The 18,139-nt window shown below is 36.4% G+C and carries 20 protein-coding genes; 17 read left to right on the top strand and 3 right to left on the bottom strand.

Annotated elements, in window-relative coordinates:
* Positions 1-44 precede the first annotated feature (44 nt).
* The 12 genes from F0362_RS21215 to F0362_RS21160 all read left to right on the top strand — a co-directional run bounded on the left by F0362_RS21215 (position 45) and on the right by F0362_RS21160 (position 10,597).
* Positions 45-443, top strand: coding sequence for a cytidine deaminase (locus F0362_RS21215; protein WP_001086291.1), 399 nt, complete (start codon positions 45-47; stop codon positions 441-443).
* On the top strand, positions 436-1,341 hold the full coding sequence (gene era, locus F0362_RS21210; protein ID WP_001080233.1) for a GTPase Era: 906 nt from the start codon (positions 436-438) through the stop codon (positions 1,339-1,341). Before F0362_RS21215 ends, era begins: the two co-directional genes overlap by 8 nt.
* A gap of 172 nt (positions 1,342-1,513) precedes the next feature.
* Positions 1,514-1,657: a YqzL family protein gene (locus F0362_RS21205; RefSeq protein WP_000883923.1), complete on the top strand. Its 144-nt coding sequence runs from the start codon at positions 1,514-1,516 to the stop codon at positions 1,655-1,657.
* Positions 1,658-1,690: 33 nt separating this feature from the next.
* Entirely contained in the window at positions 1,691-2,437 is a 747-nt protein-coding gene (gene recO, locus F0362_RS21200) for a DNA repair protein RecO (protein ID WP_000487005.1), read from the top strand.
* 107 nt (positions 2,438-2,544) lie between these two features.
* The gene (locus F0362_RS21195; RefSeq protein WP_000583755.1) at positions 2,545-3,177 is read left to right on the top strand and encodes a transcriptional regulator CcpN; all 633 of its coding nucleotides are present in this window, start codon (positions 2,545-2,547) and stop codon (positions 3,175-3,177) included.
* A 29-nt stretch (positions 3,178-3,206) separates the two neighbouring features.
* On the top strand, positions 3,207-4,019 hold the full coding sequence (locus tag F0362_RS21190; RefSeq protein WP_000368950.1) for a pyruvate, water dikinase regulatory protein: 813 nt from the start codon (positions 3,207-3,209) through the stop codon (positions 4,017-4,019).
* Between the two features lie 368 nt (positions 4,020-4,387).
* Positions 4,388-4,627, top strand: a complete 240-nt coding sequence (locus F0362_RS21185) for a DUF188 domain-containing protein (protein WP_002039621.1) — start codon at positions 4,388-4,390, stop codon at positions 4,625-4,627.
* Positions 4,628-4,880: 253 nt separating this feature from the next.
* The gene (gene dnaG / locus F0362_RS21180) at positions 4,881-6,677 is read left to right on the top strand and encodes a DNA primase (protein WP_000528230.1); all 1,797 of its coding nucleotides are present in this window, start codon (positions 4,881-4,883) and stop codon (positions 6,675-6,677) included.
* Positions 6,678-6,736: 59 nt separating this feature from the next.
* Positions 6,737-7,864 carry an RNA polymerase sigma factor RpoD gene (rpoD, locus tag F0362_RS21175; RefSeq protein ID WP_000764067.1) on the top strand — a complete coding sequence of 376 codons (1,128 nt, stop codon included), beginning with the start codon at positions 6,737-6,739 and terminating at the stop codon, positions 7,862-7,864.
* 385 nt (positions 7,865-8,249) lie between these two features.
* A complete protein-coding gene (gene cccA, locus F0362_RS21170) occupies positions 8,250-8,606 on the top strand; it encodes a cytochrome c550 (protein WP_000828150.1) in 357 nt (118 codons plus the stop codon).
* A gap of 165 nt (positions 8,607-8,771) precedes the next feature.
* A complete protein-coding gene (locus tag F0362_RS21165) occupies positions 8,772-9,479 on the top strand; it encodes a tRNA (adenine(22)-N(1))-methyltransferase (protein ID WP_001006556.1) in 708 nt (235 codons plus the stop codon).
* A complete protein-coding gene (locus F0362_RS21160) occupies positions 9,476-10,597 on the top strand; it encodes a Nif3-like dinuclear metal center hexameric protein (RefSeq protein ID WP_000036258.1) in 1,122 nt (373 codons plus the stop codon). Before F0362_RS21165 ends, F0362_RS21160 begins: the two co-directional genes overlap by 4 nt.
* Positions 10,598-10,637: 40 nt before the next feature.
* Here the strand turns inward: F0362_RS21160 and F0362_RS21155 are convergent, their stop codons facing one another.
* Together F0362_RS21155 and vrrA are read right to left on the bottom strand one after the other, a co-directional pair.
* Positions 10,638-11,588 carry a 4-hydroxy-3-methylbut-2-enyl diphosphate reductase gene (locus F0362_RS21155; RefSeq protein ID WP_000706652.1) on the bottom strand — a complete coding sequence of 317 codons (951 nt, stop codon included), beginning with the start codon at positions 11,586-11,588 and terminating at the stop codon, positions 10,638-10,640.
* Between the two features lie 89 nt (positions 11,589-11,677).
* Positions 11,678-12,430 carry a VrrA/YqfQ family protein gene (gene vrrA, locus F0362_RS21150; RefSeq protein WP_098064307.1) on the bottom strand — a complete coding sequence of 251 codons (753 nt, stop codon included), beginning with the start codon at positions 12,428-12,430 and terminating at the stop codon, positions 11,678-11,680.
* 180 nt (positions 12,431-12,610) lie between these two features.
* Between vrrA and F0362_RS21145 the strand changes: the two genes are divergently transcribed.
* Complete coding sequence (locus F0362_RS21145) at positions 12,611-13,921, top strand: DEAD/DEAH box helicase (RefSeq protein ID WP_000194009.1); 1,311 nt, start codon at positions 12,611-12,613, stop codon at positions 13,919-13,921.
* 232 nt (positions 13,922-14,153) lie between these two features.
* Complete coding sequence (locus F0362_RS21140) at positions 14,154-15,050, top strand: deoxyribonuclease IV (RefSeq protein WP_000912447.1); 897 nt, start codon at positions 14,154-14,156, stop codon at positions 15,048-15,050.
* A gap of 20 nt (positions 15,051-15,070) precedes the next feature.
* On the opposite strand, the gene F0362_RS21135 is transcribed toward F0362_RS21140, so the two are convergent.
* Positions 15,071-15,325 (bottom strand): DUF2624 domain-containing protein, encoded by a 255-nt coding sequence (locus F0362_RS21135; RefSeq protein WP_001048958.1) that lies wholly within the window; start codon positions 15,323-15,325, stop codon positions 15,071-15,073.
* 149 nt (positions 15,326-15,474) lie between these two features.
* Here F0362_RS21135 and F0362_RS21130 point away from each other — a divergent pair, with 149 nt between their 5' ends.
* The 3 genes from F0362_RS21130 to F0362_RS21120 all read left to right on the top strand — a co-directional run bounded on the left by F0362_RS21130 (position 15,475) and on the right by F0362_RS21120 (position 18,137).
* The gene (locus F0362_RS21130) at positions 15,475-16,353 is read left to right on the top strand and encodes a YitT family protein (RefSeq protein ID WP_000435959.1); all 879 of its coding nucleotides are present in this window, start codon (positions 15,475-15,477) and stop codon (positions 16,351-16,353) included.
* Between the two features lie 180 nt (positions 16,354-16,533).
* Positions 16,534-17,304 carry a metal ABC transporter ATP-binding protein gene (locus F0362_RS21125; protein WP_001059666.1) on the top strand — a complete coding sequence of 257 codons (771 nt, stop codon included), beginning with the start codon at positions 16,534-16,536 and terminating at the stop codon, positions 17,302-17,304.
* Positions 17,304-18,137 (top strand): metal ABC transporter permease, encoded by an 834-nt coding sequence (locus F0362_RS21120; protein ID WP_000613814.1) that lies wholly within the window; start codon positions 17,304-17,306, stop codon positions 18,135-18,137. Before F0362_RS21125 ends, F0362_RS21120 begins: the two co-directional genes overlap by 1 nt.
* Positions 18,138-18,139: the final 2 nt, after the last annotated feature.

Raw genomic sequence — 18,139 nt, 5'->3', positions numbered from 1 at the left:
GAGAGTGTATCTATTCACAGCTGTGAACAGGAAGGATGCGGGATATGAATAGTAAACAATTAATTCAAGAAGCAATCGAAGCGCGTAAACAAGCGTACGTACCATATTCAAAATTTCAAGTAGGTGCAGCATTATTAACGCACGATGGAAAAGTATATCGTGGCTGTAATGTTGAGAATGCATCATATGGCTTATGCAACTGTGCAGAAAGAACTGCTTTATTTAAGGCAGTTTCTGAAGGGGATAAAGAGTTTGTAGCTATTGCGGTTGTAGCAGATACAAAACGCCCAGTACCTCCTTGTGGAGCATGTCGACAAGTTATGGTAGAATTATGTAAACAGGATACGAAAGTATACCTATCAAATTTACATGGTGACGTTCAAGAGACGACAGTCGGAGAATTGTTACCAGGAGCATTTTTAGCGGAGGATTTACATGAATAGAAAAGGTTATAAATCAGGTTTTGTCTCTATTATTGGCAGACCGAATGTTGGGAAATCTACATTTTTAAATCGTATTATCGGCCAAAAAATTGCCATTATGAGTGACAAGCCACAAACGACTCGTAATAAAATTCAAGGCGTATATACAGAAAATGATTCACAAGTAATTTTCATTGATACACCAGGAATACATAAACCGAAACATAAACTAGGTGACTTCATGGTGAAGATGGCTCAAACGACATTGAAAGAAGTTGATATTGTGCTGTTTATGGTCAATGCAACTGAAGGATTTGGTCGTGGTGAGGAATTCATTATTGAGAAATTACAAGAAACGAAACAACCGGTATTTTTGGTAATTAATAAAATTGACCAAGTTCATCCAGAGCAATTATTAGAGTTAATTGATCAATATCGTAAACTACATGAGTTTGCAGAAATTGTACCAATTTCTGCATTAGACGGTAATAATGTAGAAGCGTTAATTGGAGCAATTAAAAAATATTTACCAGAAGGACCGCAATACTACCCAGATAATCAAGTAACGGATCATCCGGAGCGATTTATTATTGCAGAGCTTATTCGTGAAAAAGTACTACATTTAACACGTGAAGAAGTGCCACATTCTGTAGCGGTTGTTATTGATGCAATTCAGAAGCGTGAGGGCGGTGCAGTTTATATAAATGCAACGATTGTTGTTGAACGTGCGTCACAAAAAGGAATTATTATTGGGAAACAAGGGAAGATGTTAAAAGAAATCGGGAAACGAGCTCGTTTTGATATTGAAGCACTTCTTGGTTCTAAAGTATTTTTAGAGGTATGGGTAAAAGTACAAAAAGATTGGCGCAATAAGATGTCTCAGCTTCGTGATCTTGGTTTCCGCGAAGACGAGTACTAAAATAAAGTAAGGCTGTAATCAGTGGATGTTTGCTCATCCGCTGATTATTGGTTTTTGTAAACTTTAATAAATTAGGAAAAATTTTTCTCACATGAAAATGGACAAAATGGGTCAATTTAATAACAAAGGAAATTGGTTTATAGGCTACGCTTATTGAGAAAGGTGGATTCTTATGCTAGATTTTACCTGGAAGTTTTTCTCCAAAACAGGAAGCATTGAAACGTATTTGCTTTTAAAAGAGATGGAAAAAGACGTAAACGATGAGATGGATCAACATGATGAGGAGCTAGCGCATCTAGACTCTCCAATTTCTTGACCCGTTTTGTTCAAACCTTGGATGGTGACGAACATGTTTCAAAAAGTTGAGGGCATCGTTATCCGTACGACAGATTACGGAGAAACGAATAAGATTGTTACAATATTCTCAAGAGAATTCGGTAAGATAAGTGCAATGGCAAGAGGAGCGAAAAAACCGAAAAGTCGGTTAGCATCTGTTTCGCAACTTATGACACATGGGCATTTTCTTATTCAAGTGGGATCTGGGCTTGGAACTTTGCAACAAGGCGAGATTATTTCAACTATGAAAGAAATTCGCGAGGATATATTTTTAACTGCTTATGCATCATTTGTTGTTGAGTTAACTGATAAAGCAACAGAAGATAAAAAACATAATCCGTACTTATTTGAAATGTTATATCAAACGTTGCATTATATGTGTGAGGGTGTTGATCCAGAAGTATTATCATTAATTTATCAAACGAAAATGCTTCCGGTATTAGGGATGCGCCCGTATTTTGATACATGTGCGATTTGTCATCAAGAAACAGATTTTGTCGCCTTCTCTGTCAGGGAAGGCGGTTTTCTGTGCTCACGTCATGCGGAGCAAGATCCGTATCGTATACCGGTGGGAGAAGCTGTACATAAATTGTTACGTCTTTTCTTCCATTTCGATTTACATAGGCTCGGCAATGTATCAGTGAAGGATAGCACAAAAAAACAAATGCGCTTAGTATTGAATACATATTATGATGAATATTGCGGAATTTATTTGAAATCAAGACGTTTCCTAGAGCAACTTGATAAGTTTCAAATATAATTTGGGGCCGTATACGGTCCTTTTTACATACTTTCTTTTTCGAATAGCATATTTAGTATATAATATTTAAGAGATAGTATAACTTTTTTCGTTGTGCATTAAAGGTGGTGATTATCATAGAGCTGAATAAACGGCAAGAACATATCATTCAGATTGTAAAAGATCACGGTCCTATTACAGGGGAGTCAATTGCTGCGCAATTGGGTTTAACACGTGCAACGCTAAGACCAGACTTAGCAATTTTAACGATGGCTGGTTATTTAGAAGCGCGTCCACGCGTAGGTTATTTTTATACGGGGAAAACTGGGGGGCAGCTATTATCTGAAGCTGTTAAGAAAATTAAAGTGCAAGATTATCAATCTAGACCGGCTGTAATTGATAAAAATGTATCAGTATACGATGCAATTTGTACGATGTTTTTAGAGGATGTTGGTACATTATTTGTTGTAGATCAATCTACACTATTAGTTGGTGTTGTGTCTCGAAAAGATCTATTAAGAGCTAGCTTAGGGAAGCAGGATTTAACCTCTCTTCCGGTTAATATTATCATGACAAGGATGCCAAACATTGCCATGTGTCGTAGAGAAGATTCTTTATATGATATTGCGATGGAATTAATAGAAAGACAGATTGATGCGATGCCGGTTGTGAAAGATACGAAGCAAGGTTTAGAAGTAATTGGACGAATTACAAAAACAAATATTACACGTGCGTTTGTAAACCTAGTAAATAACGAATAAGTGTAATTTGTTTAAAGTGAGGTAATGTAATGGATAATAAAATCGTATATGTCGTATCTGACTCTGTAGGAGAAACGGCTGATTTAGTTGTTCGAGCAGCAATGGGGCAATTCCCATTTGCTCCTGATATTAGACGTGTACCGTATGTAGAAGATACAGGGACATTAAAAGAAGTGATTTCGATTGCTAAGAGTAATCAAGCGCTTATTTGTTTTACGTTAGTAAAGCCGGAAATGCGCCAGTATTTAGTGAAAGAGGCTGCAAAAGAAGGGGTAGAGGCATACGATATTATCGGACCTCTTATCGATCAAATTGAAGAAATTACAGGGCAAGTGCCGAGATATGAGCCGGGTGTTGTTCGTAGATTAGATGAAGAGTACTTTAAAAAGATTGAAGCAATTGAGTTTGCTGTAAAGTACGATGATGGTAGAGATGCACGAGGTATTTTAAAAGCGGATATCGTGTTAATTGGAATTTCACGTACATCAAAAACACCACTTTCTCAATACTTAGCTCATAACAAACGGTTGAAAGTTGCCAATGTGCCGCTTGTACCAGAAGTGGATCCACCTGAGGAATTATATCAAGTGGCAAAAGAGAAATGTTTCGGTTTGAAAATTACACCGGATAAGTTAAATCATATTCGAAAAGAACGATTAAAATCACTTGGATTAAGTGACGGCGCAACATATGCCAATATTAATCGTATTCAAGAAGAGATTGATCACTTTGAAGCAGTAATTAGTAAAATAAATTGTCAAGTAATTGATGTATCGAATAAAGCGATTGAAGAAACAGCAAATATTATTGTGAATGCAGTGCAAAACCAAAAAATGTTTTAGCACATTTACCGAAGGTGAATGTGCTTTTTTCGCTCATATGAAATACGATACTTGTTGGATTAGTAATAGATTATAGCGGAGTGGTTATACTTATATTCTTCTGTTTTTTTATTATGTGAAAAGCATGGTTTAGTTATCCTAAAGTAGAAGATGAAAAAATAAAGGGATATGTAGCGTAGTTGAAGAAAATATATTATAATAAAAAATTGTGATAAAAACCTATATTTTACGTTTAGACTTTAATTTTTCAGAATAAACTAGGGATAGGATTTACAAAAAAGACATGTAATTACATTAAATCGACAAAATCTATACAAGAAAACGCACATTATGGAAGGATTCACAGAAGGGATGTAGAATACAGAAATATGCAAAACATCAATAACGTATTAGTTGATGCAGATGCATATCCCGTGAAGGATGAGATTGTGCAAGTTGGAACTGAATTTCATGTCGAAATTGTGTTTGTCGCATCGTATACTCATCGTTCAAGAAAACAGCAAGGCAATTGGATTTATGTAGATTCTGGACAAGATGAAGTTGATTTATATCTATCAACTTGCAAAGGTAACAGATCTCATGATCATACAGTATATGAGGCTTGCTAGTCTTCTTGTAAAAAAGGTGTATATGTATTGTCTTCAAGAGGTGCATTTGTAATAGATGAGCATATGAATACAATTTTATATAGTAGTATGTATCTGCGAAGTTACGCAGACAAAGGGCCTATATAAGAGGTCCGAAGTCGTTTACACAATGTGATCGACAATACTTTCTAACAAGTTTAGAAAAAATATTGTCGAATTATAAAGGAATTTTTTAATTTATATCGAATACAAAATACGACACGGAGATGGAGTTATGGGCAACAGAATTCCCGAAGAAGTTGTTGAACAGATTCGGACGTCATCCGATATTGTAGAAGTGATTGGTGAATACGTTCAACTTAGAAAGCAGGGACGTAACTATTTCGGCCTTTGTCCATTTCATGGTGAGAATTCTCCTTCATTCTCTGTTTCATCTGATAAGCAAATTTTTCATTGCTTCGGATGTGGAGAAGGTGGAAATGTATTTTCCTTTCTAATGAAAATGGAAGGACTTGCTTTTACCGAGGCTGTTCAAAAGTTAGGTGAAAGAAATGGAATTGCGGTTGCAGAGTATACATCAGGGCAAGTACAACAAGAAGACATATCTGATGACACTGTCATCATGCAACAGGCTCACGAACTTTTGAAAAAGTATTATCATCATTTATTAGTAAATACGGAAGAGGGAAATGAAGCACTTTCATATTTATTAAACCGTGGTATTACGAAAGAGATGATTGAGAAGTTTGAAATTGGTTATGCATCGCTTGCTTGGGATGCTGCAACGAAAATTTTACAAAAAAGAGGTTTATCGCTGTCTAGTATGGAACAAGCCGGTCTTCTAATAAGAAGTGAGAAGGATGGTAGTCATTATGATCGCTTCCGTGGAAGAGTTATGTTTCCAATCCATACGCTACAAGGTAAGGTGATAGCGTTTAGTGGAAGGGCTTTAGGAGATGACACTCCGAAATATTTAAATAGCCCTGAAACACCGATTTTTCACAAAAGTAAATTGTTGTATAACTTCCACCAAGCAAGGCCGTTTATTAGAAAGCGTGGGCAAGTAGTCCTTTTTGAAGGGTATGCCGATGTACTAGCTGCGGTAAAGAGTGGTGTGGAAGAAGCTGTTGCGACAATGGGAACAGCTTTAACTGAAGAACAAGCAAAACTTCTGCGACGTAACGTTGAAACTGTTGTTCTTTGCTATGATGGTGATAAAGCAGGACGAGAAGCGACGATGAAAGCAGGGCAATTACTGTTAAAAGTTGGTTGCCAAGTGAAAGTCACATCCTTGCCAGATAAGCTTGATCCTGATGAATATGTGCAACAATATGGGACTACCGCTTTTGAAAATCTTGTGAAATCAAGTATAAGTTTTGTTGGTTTTAAAATAAATTATTTGCGTTTAGGGAAAAATTTGCAAGATGAGTCTGGCAAAGAAGAATATGTGAAAAGTGTTTTAAAAGAGTTGTCGTTGTTACAAGACGCGATGCAGGCAGAATCATATTTGAAGTCCTTATCGCAAGAGTTTTCTTATTCAATGGAAACACTTTTGAATCAATTGCACCAATATCGCAAAGAACAAAAGGTACAGCAAAAACAAATAAAGCAGGTTTCTAAGCCGTCTCAAGTTGTTCAAACAAAACCGAAGTTAACAGGTTTTGAAAGGGCAGAAAGAGAAATTATTTATCATATGTTGCAAAGTGCAGAAGTAGCCGTTCGCATGGAATCCCATATAGAAGATTTTCATACAGAAGAACATAAAGGGATTTTATATGAACTATACGCATATTATGAAAAGGGAAATGAACCTTCAGTCGGAACATTTTTAAGTTGGCTCTCTGATGAAAAGTTGAAAAACATTATCACTGATATTTCGACGGATGAATTTATTAATCCAGAATACACAGAAGAAGTGTTACAAGGCCATTTAGAGACGCTTAGACGTCATAAGGAAAAACTTGTAAAGATGGAAATCATCTTTAAAGTAAAACAGATGGAAAAAACAGATCCTGTAGAGGCTGCTAAATATTATGTAGCATATTTACAAAATCAAAAAGCGAGAAAATAGCTTTTTTGGTAAAGATTTAGTATAATGAATGTTTGTATCTCGCGTAAGGAGGGGAACAGATGGCTGACAAACCAGCTCGTTCTAAACAAATTGAAACTGAAATGACCCTTGAGCAAGTGAAAGAACAACTCACTGAGGTCGGAAAAAAACGTGGCGTTCTTACATATGAAGAGATCGCAGAACGCATGAATGGATTTGAAATTGAATCCGATCAAATGGATGAATACTATGAATATTTAGGTGAACAAGGGATTGACTTAGTTGGCGATAACGACAACGAAGAAGGTCCTAATAATCGCCAAATTACAAAAACGGAAGAAGAATTCGACCTTAATGATTTAAGTGTGCCACCAGGTGTGAAAATCAATGATCCTGTTCGTATGTACTTAAAAGAAATTGGTCGCGTTGACTTACTATCCGCTGAAGAAGAAATTCGACTTGCGACGCGTATTGAAGAAGGCGATGAAGAAGCAAAACGCCGTCTTGCGGAAGCGAACTTACGTCTTGTAGTAAGTATTGCAAAGCGTTACGTGGGCCGTGGTATGCTTTTCTTAGACTTAATCCAAGAAGGAAATATGGGTCTAATTAAAGCGGTTGAAAAGTTCGATTATCGTAAAGGTTTCAAATTTAGTACGTATGCAACTTGGTGGATTCGCCAAGCAATTACACGTGCGATTGCAGACCAAGCGCGAACAATTCGTATTCCAGTTCATATGGTTGAAACGATTAATAAGTTAATTCGTGTACAACGTCAATTGTTACAAGATTTAGGACGTGAACCATCTCCTGAAGAGATTGGTGAAGAAATGGATCTTGCGCCAGAAAAAGTACGCGAAATCTTAAAAATTGCACAGGAGCCAGTTTCTCTTGAAACACCAATTGGTGAAGAAGACGACTCCCATTTAGGTGACTTTATTGAAGACCAAGAAGCAACATCACCTGCGGACCATGCAGCGTATGAATTGCTAAAAGAACAATTAGAAGATGTGTTAGATACACTAACAGATCGTGAAGAAAATGTTCTACGTCTTCGTTTCGGTTTAGATGATGGACGAACTCGTACGCTTGAAGAAGTTGGGAAAGTATTCGGCGTAACGAGAGAACGTATCCGTCAAATTGAAGCGAAAGCACTTCGCAAATTAAGACATCCAAGTCGTAGTAAGCGTCTTAAGGATTTCTTAGAATAGGCTAACTTTAAGTTTACTTCACTTTTGTGAAGTAAACTTTTTTATTTTGTTAATTTTTGTTAAAATTTAGCTATCGGCAACGATTACAATTTCTTGTAATTTATTTTACAGAATTGTCTTTTGATTTGCAAATGCTCATTTTTCGATTTTTCGATTAATTTTGTTTATTCTATACAAAAAAATATGTAGAAAAGCGAAAAATATGATGAGAAACGTTAATAATTATCGAAATAATAAGCGATATAACAATAAAAAACAATAAACTGAATTTATGGAATATTTTCAACAAGTGATAGTTTACTCTTTTCGGATAGAGCGTTTTCAAGTACAATGGAAATGACTGAATCATCTAACTATTTAGGGGTATAGAGGGGGGAGAAGAGATATGAAACGTAATCCGCTGATTCCGTTCGCTCTTATTGCAGCATTAGGTATTATCGTTATGTTTGTATTTTCATTTCAGGGGCTAAATAAATCTAAAGAGTTAGCTGATACAAAAAATGGCGGGAAGCCAGCGCAAACAGCATCAAAGCCAGAGGATATTGTGAAGCAAAGCTGTACGAGCTGCCATGGCGATCAGTTACAAGGGGCAGTAGGACCTAATTTACAAAAAATTGGTGGAAAACTTTCAAAGGATGAAATTAAAGAAATTCTTTCGAAAGGAAAAGGTAACATGCCTGCCAATTTAGTTCCAGCTGATCAAGCGGCTAAAGTAGCTGATTGGCTATCTAAGAAAAAATAAGGTTCCATAAAACAAGCCTTTTGCTTTTGCAAAAGGCTTGTTTTTCTATACTTTCTAAAATACGATGAGTAATAGAGAATGGAATTGTTGTTATGGGCTTGCAACAACTACTATAAATTCATTATCATGGAGACAGACTGACAAGAGAAGGAGTAATGGAAATACATGAATGAAGTAAAGCTTTCAAAACGATTAGAAGAAGTTGTGCGCGAGATTCCAGTAGGATCTACAGTAGCTGATATTGGATCGGATCATGCGTATTTACCGTGTTATACAATTATAAATAATATTGCTACAAAAGCAGTTGCAGGAGAAGTTGTAGATGGGCCGTTTCGTTCTGCGCAAGCAACTGTAGCTGAAAGTGGCTTACAAGATAAAGTGGACGTTCGTAAAGGGAATGGATTAGAAGTAATTACACCAGGGGAAGTAGATGTAATTACAGTTGCTGGTATGGGTGGAGCACTAATTCGTGACATTTTAGAAAGTGGTAAAGAAAAGTTAGAAGGTGTAACACGTTTAATTTTACAGCCGAACATTGCAGCACATCACATACGTGAATGGTTTATTGAAAATGGCTGGGAGCTTATCCGTGAGAAAATCGTAAAAGAAGACGGGAAAATTTACGAAATTTTAGTTGGGGAACGAGGAAATATTGCAGCACCTTACTCGGATAATAAACAAGCTGAATTATTTATGGGTCCATTTTTAATAAAAGAAAAAGGTGAGGCTTTTGTTGAAAAGTGGGAAGGAGAATTGAAAAACTTCCAAAATATCTTAAAACAATTAGAACGTGCAGCAGATTCTGAAGAGACAAAAACGAAACGTGTAGAAGTAGAAGCGAAAATGAAAATGATAGGGGAGATTTTATCATGAGTAAAATTCCAAATGGCCATGAGGTTATTTCTTTATTTGAAAGTATGTACCCGAAGCATTTAGCGATGGAAGGGGATAAGATTGGCCTGCAGATCGGGGCGCTTAATAAACCCGTGCAGCACGTATTGATTGCTTTAGATGTAACGGAGGAGGTTGTAGATGAAGCAATTCAATTAGGAGCGAATGTCATTATTGCGCATCACCCTTTAATTTTTAATCCGTTAAAAGCGATTCATACAGAGAAAGCGTATGGGAAAATTATTGAAAAGTGTATTAAGAATGATATTGCCGTTTATGCCGCTCATACAAATGTAGACGTTGCTAAAGGTGGAGTAAACGATTTACTCGCTGATGCGTTAGGATTACAAAATACAGAAGTATTAGCTCCAACATACGCAGAAGAAATGAAAAAAATTGTTGTGTTTGTGCCAGTAACTCATGCAGAAGAGGTTCGTAAAGCATTAGGAGACGCAGGTGCGGGTCATATCGGCAATTATAGCCACTGTACGTTCAGTAGTGAGGGAGCAGGCGCGTTTGTACCTCAGGAGGGAACAAATCCTTATATCGGGGAAACTGGGCGGTTAGAACGTGTGGAAGAGGTACGTATCGAAACGATAATTCCAGCTTCACTACAAAGAAAAGTTATGAAAGAGATGTTGGCAGCTCATCCATACGAAGAAGTGGCATATGATGTATATCCTCTTGATAATAAAGGTGAAACGTTAGGGCTTGGAAAAATAGGCTATTTACAAGAAGAAATGACACTTGGCCAGTTTGCTGAACATGTGAAACAATCATTAGACGTGAAGGGCGCAAGAGTTGTCGGCAAGTTAGGTGATAAAGTGCGTAAAGTTGCTGTACTTGGTGGGGACGGTAATAAATATATAAACCAAGCGAAATTTAAAGGGGCAGATGTATATGTAACAGGTGACATGTATTATCATGTCGCTCATGATGCGATGATGCTCGGTTTAAATATAGTTGATCCAGGACATAACGTTGAAAAGGTAATGAAGCAAGCTGTGCAAAAGCAACTGCAAGAAAAAGTAGATGCGAAAAAATTCAATGTACAAATTCATGCTTCGCAGTTACATACAGATCCATTCACATTTGTATAAGAATAATAAAAACCGTTGCTCATGTAGGCAACGGTTTTTATTATTGTTCTTTTTTCACTTTTACACGAGGTAAGATTTTTTGAAGTGGTACTTTTCGAATTCTTTCCCACGTAGCCGGATTCATTGGGTCATATTGATCTAAGAAAGCGATAACCTCTTTTGTAATTGGTGTTGGAGTAGAAGCACCTGCTGTAACAGCTACGTTTTCTACACCTTGTAGCCATTCTAATTGAATTTCACTTACATCCGCAACACGGTAAGCTTTCGTACCAGCAATTTCTTGTGATACTTGCGCTAAGCGATTCGAATTGTTACTTTTTGGATCACCAACAACGATTGTTAAATCTGCAACATCCGCTTGTTTAGCTACAGCTTCTTGACGAACTTGAGTTGCTAAACAAATTTCCTTATGGAATTCTGCTGTTGGAAATTTTTTCTGAATGTCCTCCATTAAATGTTGAACATCCCATTGACTCATCGTTGTTTGATTCGTAACTAAAATTTTATCCGTTGGGATTTCTAATGTTTCTAAATCATCCGCTCTTTCGATAAGGTGAACGATATCAGGTGCAATACCAACCGCGCCTTCTGGTTCTGGATGGTTTTTTTTGCCGATATAAATGACATGATATCCTTCAGCTTTTTTTGCTTCAATAAGGTCATGTGTTTTTGTAACATCTGGACAAGTTGCATCGATTGTCGTTAAACCTTTTTCTTTTGCACGTTGTTTAACTTCAGGAGAAACACCGTGAGCGGTAAATATAACAGTACCAGAATCGATTTGATCTAAAATATCTAAGCGACTTGGTCCGTCTAACGTAATGATTCCATCTTCTTCAAAAGCGTCTGTAACATGTTTATTGTGAACAATCATACCTAAAATATAAATAGGTCTCGGTAATGATTTATCTAATGCAGCGTTACGTGCAATTACCATTGCATCGACAACACCGTAGCAATAACCACGAGGGGAAATTTTAACAATTTTCATATGAGTAATCCTCTCCTTCTAAACAAGGGATACTTTTGTGCATAGTCCTTTACATTATAAAGGAGGAGAGGATAGAAAACAAAGGATTGTTACACATATAGTTTGGGTTTTGTTGCTATTTTTTGAACAGGCTCCTCTCGTACTTCTGTTTCTATGGCTGGCTCAATCACTATTTTTTTTCTTTTTCTTTTTTTTTGTGGAGGAGGGGGAGTTGCTACCTCAACCTTTTCTGTTAGATCTTCAGTTTGATCTTCTTCCGTACTTTTTCCAGAGGTGAGGATTTTAACAATGCTTGGTAGGTTACGCATAATGGGACCGTACTGTTCGACGACAGGGCTTACAGATTGAACGACTTGTGATACTTTTTCGATATTGTTTATCATATTAGTTGGATTCGAAATTAAATTCGAAAAAAAACTGCCGATGCCGCTGCTAGATGCTGCTGTAGTGGCTGCACCGCCGCGCGTTTCGTTTGATTCATACATTTGAGGGGGAATCATTTGCTCTGGATACTGCTGCATGTATGGTTGATATTGCTGTGAGTATTGATGCGGGTATTGTTGTTGGTATTGTTGTTGGTATTGCTGTTGATATTGCTGTTGCTGTTGCTGTTGATATTGGGGTGGCTGTTGTTGGTGCATCATTCGCGGCTGTCCTGCTATTTGTCGATAAGGCGGAACCATTTGCATGAAAGGTTCGGTTGGATCGTGTTTTTTAAAGAGTTTAGCAAGGAACCCTTTCTTTTTTTGTGCCATCGGTGGTAGTTGTGGAATGGGGTATGGTGTATAAGGTTGTTGGCCTGGATTCGGATACATTTGCCTTACGGGAGATTTTGGAAACATGTGAGAAATCCTCCTTTCTTCAGTTAGGTATATACACATACAATATGCAATAAGAGTGAAGAAGGTTAGTTTTTGAAGTAAAAACCTAAACTAAAGATGGATTTTACTTGTAGATTTCGATATAATGTAGACTTGACTGATTTGTGCGCGCAGTAGAAATTTAGAAAGAAGGTGTAACTTATGACACAACAAACTTTTACACAGTATGATTTTAAACCATTTTTAATAGATGCAATTCGTGAACTACGCTTTACAGAGCCGACAGGAATTCAACAGAAAATTTTCCCGGTCGTGAAAAAAGGTGTAAGTGTAATTGGACAATCCCAAACAGGTTCTGGGAAAACACATGCATACTTACTTCCTACATTAAACAGAATTAATCCAAGTCGTGAAGAAGTACAGCTTGTTATTACAGCTCCTACTCGTGAGTTAGCACAACAAATTTACGAAGAAATCGTGAAATTAACAAAGTTCTGTGCAGAAGATCAAATGATTACAGCACGTTGTTTAATTGGTGGAACTGATAAACAACGATCGATTGAAAAGTTGAAAAAACAACCACATATTGTAGTTGGAACACCAGGACGTATTAAAGACTTAGTAGAAGAAAAGGCGCTATTTGTTTATAAAGCGGATACTATTATTGTCGATGAAGCGGATTTAATGCTTGATATGGGATTCATTCAAGATGTAGATAAAATTGCAGCACGTATGCCTAAAAACTTGCAAATGCTAGTTTTCTCTGCAACAATTCCTCAAAAATTAAAACCATTTTTGAAGAAATATATGGAGAATCCAGAACATATTCATATTAATCCGAAACAAGTTGCAGCAGGAAATATTGAGCATTACCTTGTGCCTTCAAGACACCGTAATAAAATTGAATTAGTGAAAAATATGCTACTTCAATTTAAACCGTACTTAGCAATTGTGTTTACAAACACGAAGAAGAAGGCTGATGAAGTAGCCGATGGATTAGCTGAACGTGGGTTAAAAGTAGGGCGTATACACGGTGATTTATCACCACGTGATCGTAAAAAAATGATGAAACAAGTTCGTGATTTAGAGTTCCAATACATTGTCGCAACAGATTTAGCGGCACGCGGTATTGATATTGAAGGAATTAGCCATGTTATTAACTATGAACTTCCATCAGATTTAGATTTCTTCGTTCACCGCGTTGGAAGAACTGCACGTGCGGGTCATTCAGGGATTGCAGTGACAATTTATGATCCAGCAAATGAAGAAGCGTTAGATAGTTTGGAAAAACAACGTCATATCGAATTTAAGCATGTAGATTTACGCGGAGATGAGTGGGCGGATTTAGGTGACCGTCGTCGTCGTAAGAGTCGTAAAAAACCAAATGATGGACTAGATGTTATGGCAACAAAAGTTGTTAAAAAGCCGAAAAAAGTAAAACCAAACTATAAGCGAAAACTTGCAACAGAACGTGACAAAGTGAAGAAAAAATATAGCAATAAAAAAAGATAAGGGATTTCCCTTATCTTTTTTTTATCCAGCTATTTGTGAGAGTCGTAATCAATATGGGTAGAAAAATATGGATTAAAGCTTCACTTAATCCAGTTCATTTAAATGAAGAGTATAGTCTGTTTAAATAGTCATATAAATTTGTGTAGTGCGTTTTTTGTGAACAAACAATTCACTACATATTTCTACAAATTATGCTATCATTATAACTATTGTATATTGAAGAGGTGATTGTATGTTAAAGATTGGATCTCATGTCTCAATGAGTGGTAAGAAAATGTTATTAGCAGCAAGTGAAGAGGCTGTTTCATACGGTGCAACGACGTTTATGATTTATACAGGTGCACCGCAAAATACACGAAGAAAACCAATTGAAGAATTGAACATAGAAGCAGGACGTAAACATATGGAACTGAATGGTATTGAGGAAATTATCGTCCATGCACCATATATTATTAACGTTGGTAATACGACGAAGCCAGAAACATTCCAATTAGGTGTAGACTTCCTGCGCATGGAAATTGAAAGAACAGCGGCATTAGGTGTTGCGAAACAAATTGTTCTTCACCCAGGAGCGCACGTTGGTGCTGGAGCAGATGCAGGTATTCAACAAATTATTAAAGGGCTTAATGAAGTAATAACGCCTGAACAGACGGTTAACATTGCGCTAGAGACGATGGCTGGAAAAGGAACAGAGTGTGGTCGTAGCTTTGAGGAAATTGCAAAGATTATTGATGGTGTAAAATATAATGAAAAGCTATCTGTATGTTTTGATACGTGTCATACGCATGATGCGGGTTATGATATTGTAAATGATTTTGACGGTGTATTGAACGAATTTGACAAGATTGTTGGTGTAGATCGATTACAAGTGCTTCATATTAATGATAGTAAAAATGTGCGTGGGGCCGGAAAGGACCGTCACGAAAATATCGGTTTTGGTCATATCGGTTATAAAGCATTGCATCATATTGTACATCATCCGCAGTTAATGAACGTGCCAAAAATTCTTGAAACACCATATGTAGGTGAAGATAAAAAAGATAAGAAGCCACCATATAAATTAGAAATCGAAATGCTGAAAAACGGTACTTTTGATGAGGGGATTCTTGAAAAAATTAAAGCGCAATAAGGAGGGGGGGGATCCCCTCCTTATTTTAGTAGTTGCTGAAATAAAGTGTTTACTTGTTGCGCGGTAGCAGGGGAAGTTACTTTTGCGATTTGTTTTAAGAGTTCTAGTCGCTCATTATTATCATAAATGTTAATATTCTTTCCTTTCATAAGTAAAACAATTTGATCAGCTTGTGCAGTTGTAATTGAAACTTCATATTCTTTACTATATTTCAATAACTCTTTTGTAGAAATATGATTTAATTTTTTATTCACAATTTGTTTAATGAGATTCATCGAGTTATCCTCCTTCATACGTTCTTCTATCGAAATATATGAGTGCGTAGCTTGTACATATTCTTATAGAGTTTCTTTTTTCATGAGGAAAAGAAGCGTATGTTATAATGTAAGGACAAAACTACAGAAAAAGAATATATGGAGGACTTATGGAACAAAAGCAACATCGAAAAGAAAGCGTTATCCATCTCATTTATCGTTTAGTAATGATTATTTTTGGGGCAGCGTGCGCGGCGGTAGCGATTGAATTATTCTTAATGCCAAATAAAATTATTGATGGTGGAATTATTGGTATTTCTCTTATATTAGATTATCTTACTCCTAATATTTGGTGGTTAAGTTTTTCTACTTTAGTTGTTATCCTCAACATTCCGTTTATGTACTCTGGGTATAAGCAAATCGGAAAAACATTTATGTTATCCTCAGCATTTGGGATTGTAGCTTTAGCATTTATTGAATCGACATTACATGCTGTTCCACCATTTACAACTGAGCCCATTTTAGCAACAGTTTTTGGTGGCCTTATTTTGGGGCTTGGTGTAGGACTTGTTATTCGTCATGGCGGATCAATGGACGGAACAGAAATTATGGGGATTTTATTAACGAAGAAATTACCGTTTTCTGTTGGTGAATTCGTAATGTTTGTGAACTTATTTGTTTTTGCATGGGCAGCATTTGTATTTGGTGTCGAACAAGCTATGTATTCTGTTATGACGTACTATATTGCATTCAAAACAATTGATACGGTAATTCAAGGTTTAGATGAAACGAAAGCAGTTTTAATTGTATCAGATCAGTATGAGGAAGTATCAAATGCCATTTTGCATCGTCTCGGTCGTGGAACTACAAAGCTTGTAGCCAAAGGTGGTTACACGGATAAAGAAAAAGAAGTTATTTATGCAGTTGTAACGCGTTTGGAAGTGACGAAGTTAAAATCAATTGTGCATGAAATTGATGAAAATGCGTTTGTTACGATTATGAGTACACAAGAAACAAATGGTGGTAAGTTTAAATCAGCTATCCACTAAAAAGTTACTTGGAATATTTTTCGAAAGCAGAGAATTTTTCTCTGCTTTTTGTTATAATAGTAAGGTTTCTTGAAAAAACAGATATAATTTAGGCAGATTGGTTTACAACTATAATAAGCTGTACTATAATTCAAATAGATATAAATCGGAATCATTCTGAATTAAAATAGGTGAGATGCTATGAATAATATATTGGAAATAGAAGGATTAACGTTTCGATATGAAGATCGAAATGTGTTAGAAAATATTAATTTGCAAGTTCCGAAGGGAGCTTTTTTAGGTTTAGTTGGGCCAAATGGTTCTGGGAAATCCACTTTACTAAAATGTTTATTAGGCGTTTTAAAGCCTAAACAAGGGAGTATTCGCTTGTTTGGTGTTGATAGCAAGAAGTTTAAAGAATGGAACAAACTTGGCTATGTATCCCAAAAGGCAAATAGTTTCAACTCTGGTTTTCCAGCAACTGTTTTTGAAGTTGTGTCAATGGGGCTCGTTTCGAAAAAAGGTCTTTTTCGCTTTTTCACGAAAGACGACAAGGCGAAGGTAGAAAATGCGATTGCTGATGTAGGGATGAGTGAATTTCAAGGTCGCAATATTGGAGAGCTTTCTGGTGGACAACAACAACGTGTATTTATTGCTCGTGCGCTCGTTAGTGATCCTGAATTACTTATTTTGGACGAGCCTACTGTTGGGATTGATGTGAAAAATGTGGAAAGTTTTTATGAGATATTAGAGGATTTAAACAAAAGGCTTGGGATTACATTAATTCTTGTTACTCATGATATGGGGGCTGTTACCGAGAAAGTAACACATGTTGCATGTCTAAACCAACATTTACATTTTCATGGGAATGTAAAGGAGTTCCGAGAGTTAGAAGATGCAGAAATGTCCGTCTTATATGGACATCATGTCCATCGTTTAAAACACGAGCATGAGCATCACGGGAGGATATAATGATACAAGATTTTTTACAATATGACTTTTTACGTAATTCTTTATATGCAGGTATTTTAATTGGACTTGTTGCACCGCTTATCGGTGTGTTTGTTGTTATTCGTCGTTTATCTCTTATTGCAGATGCATTAAGTCACGTGACGTTATCAGGTATTGCAGCAAGTTTACTACTTGAAAAAACAATTTTTACAGGTGGCTTTTTAAATCCCCTATATATGGGGATGATTTTCTCGATTGGGGGAGCGTTACTAATTGAAAAGTTACGAACTGTATATAAGCATTATCAAGAATTAGCAATTCCGATTATTCTTTCAGCAGGAATGGGAATTGGAGTTATTTTCATTTCACTTGCAAATGGATTTAACACAGACTTATTTAGTTATTTATTTGGTAGTGTAAGTGCTGTAACGAGTACGGATTTAATTATTATTGGGATTGTAGCAATTGTTGTTATTGCGACAATTATTTTATTATATAAAGAGCTGTTTTTATTATCATTTGATGAGGAATACGCAGTATCAACTGGTCTAAGGGCAAAATGGATTCACTTTATCTTCATTATATTAGTTGCTCTTGTCATTGCAGTATCAATGCGTGTAGTAGGTGTTCTTCTCGTATCCTCATTAATGACGTTACCAGTTGCAGCAAGTATTCGTATTGCTAAAGGATTTAAACAAACAATTTTCTTTTCCATTTTATTTGGTGAAATTGCAGTAATTGGTGGAATGTTTGCTTCGTATCAACTTGATCTAGCACCAGGTGGTACAATTGTTATGATAGCAGTTCTTATTTTAATCGGTGCGATTTTATGGAAGAAGAAAAAAACTGCATAAAG

This window comes from Bacillus sp. BS98, assembly GCF_008432245.1.
Classification (GTDB): Bacteria; Bacillota; Bacilli; order Bacillales; family Bacillaceae_G; genus Bacillus_A; species Bacillus_A toyonensis.
This window is presented reverse-complemented; position numbering and strand designations above follow the sequence as displayed.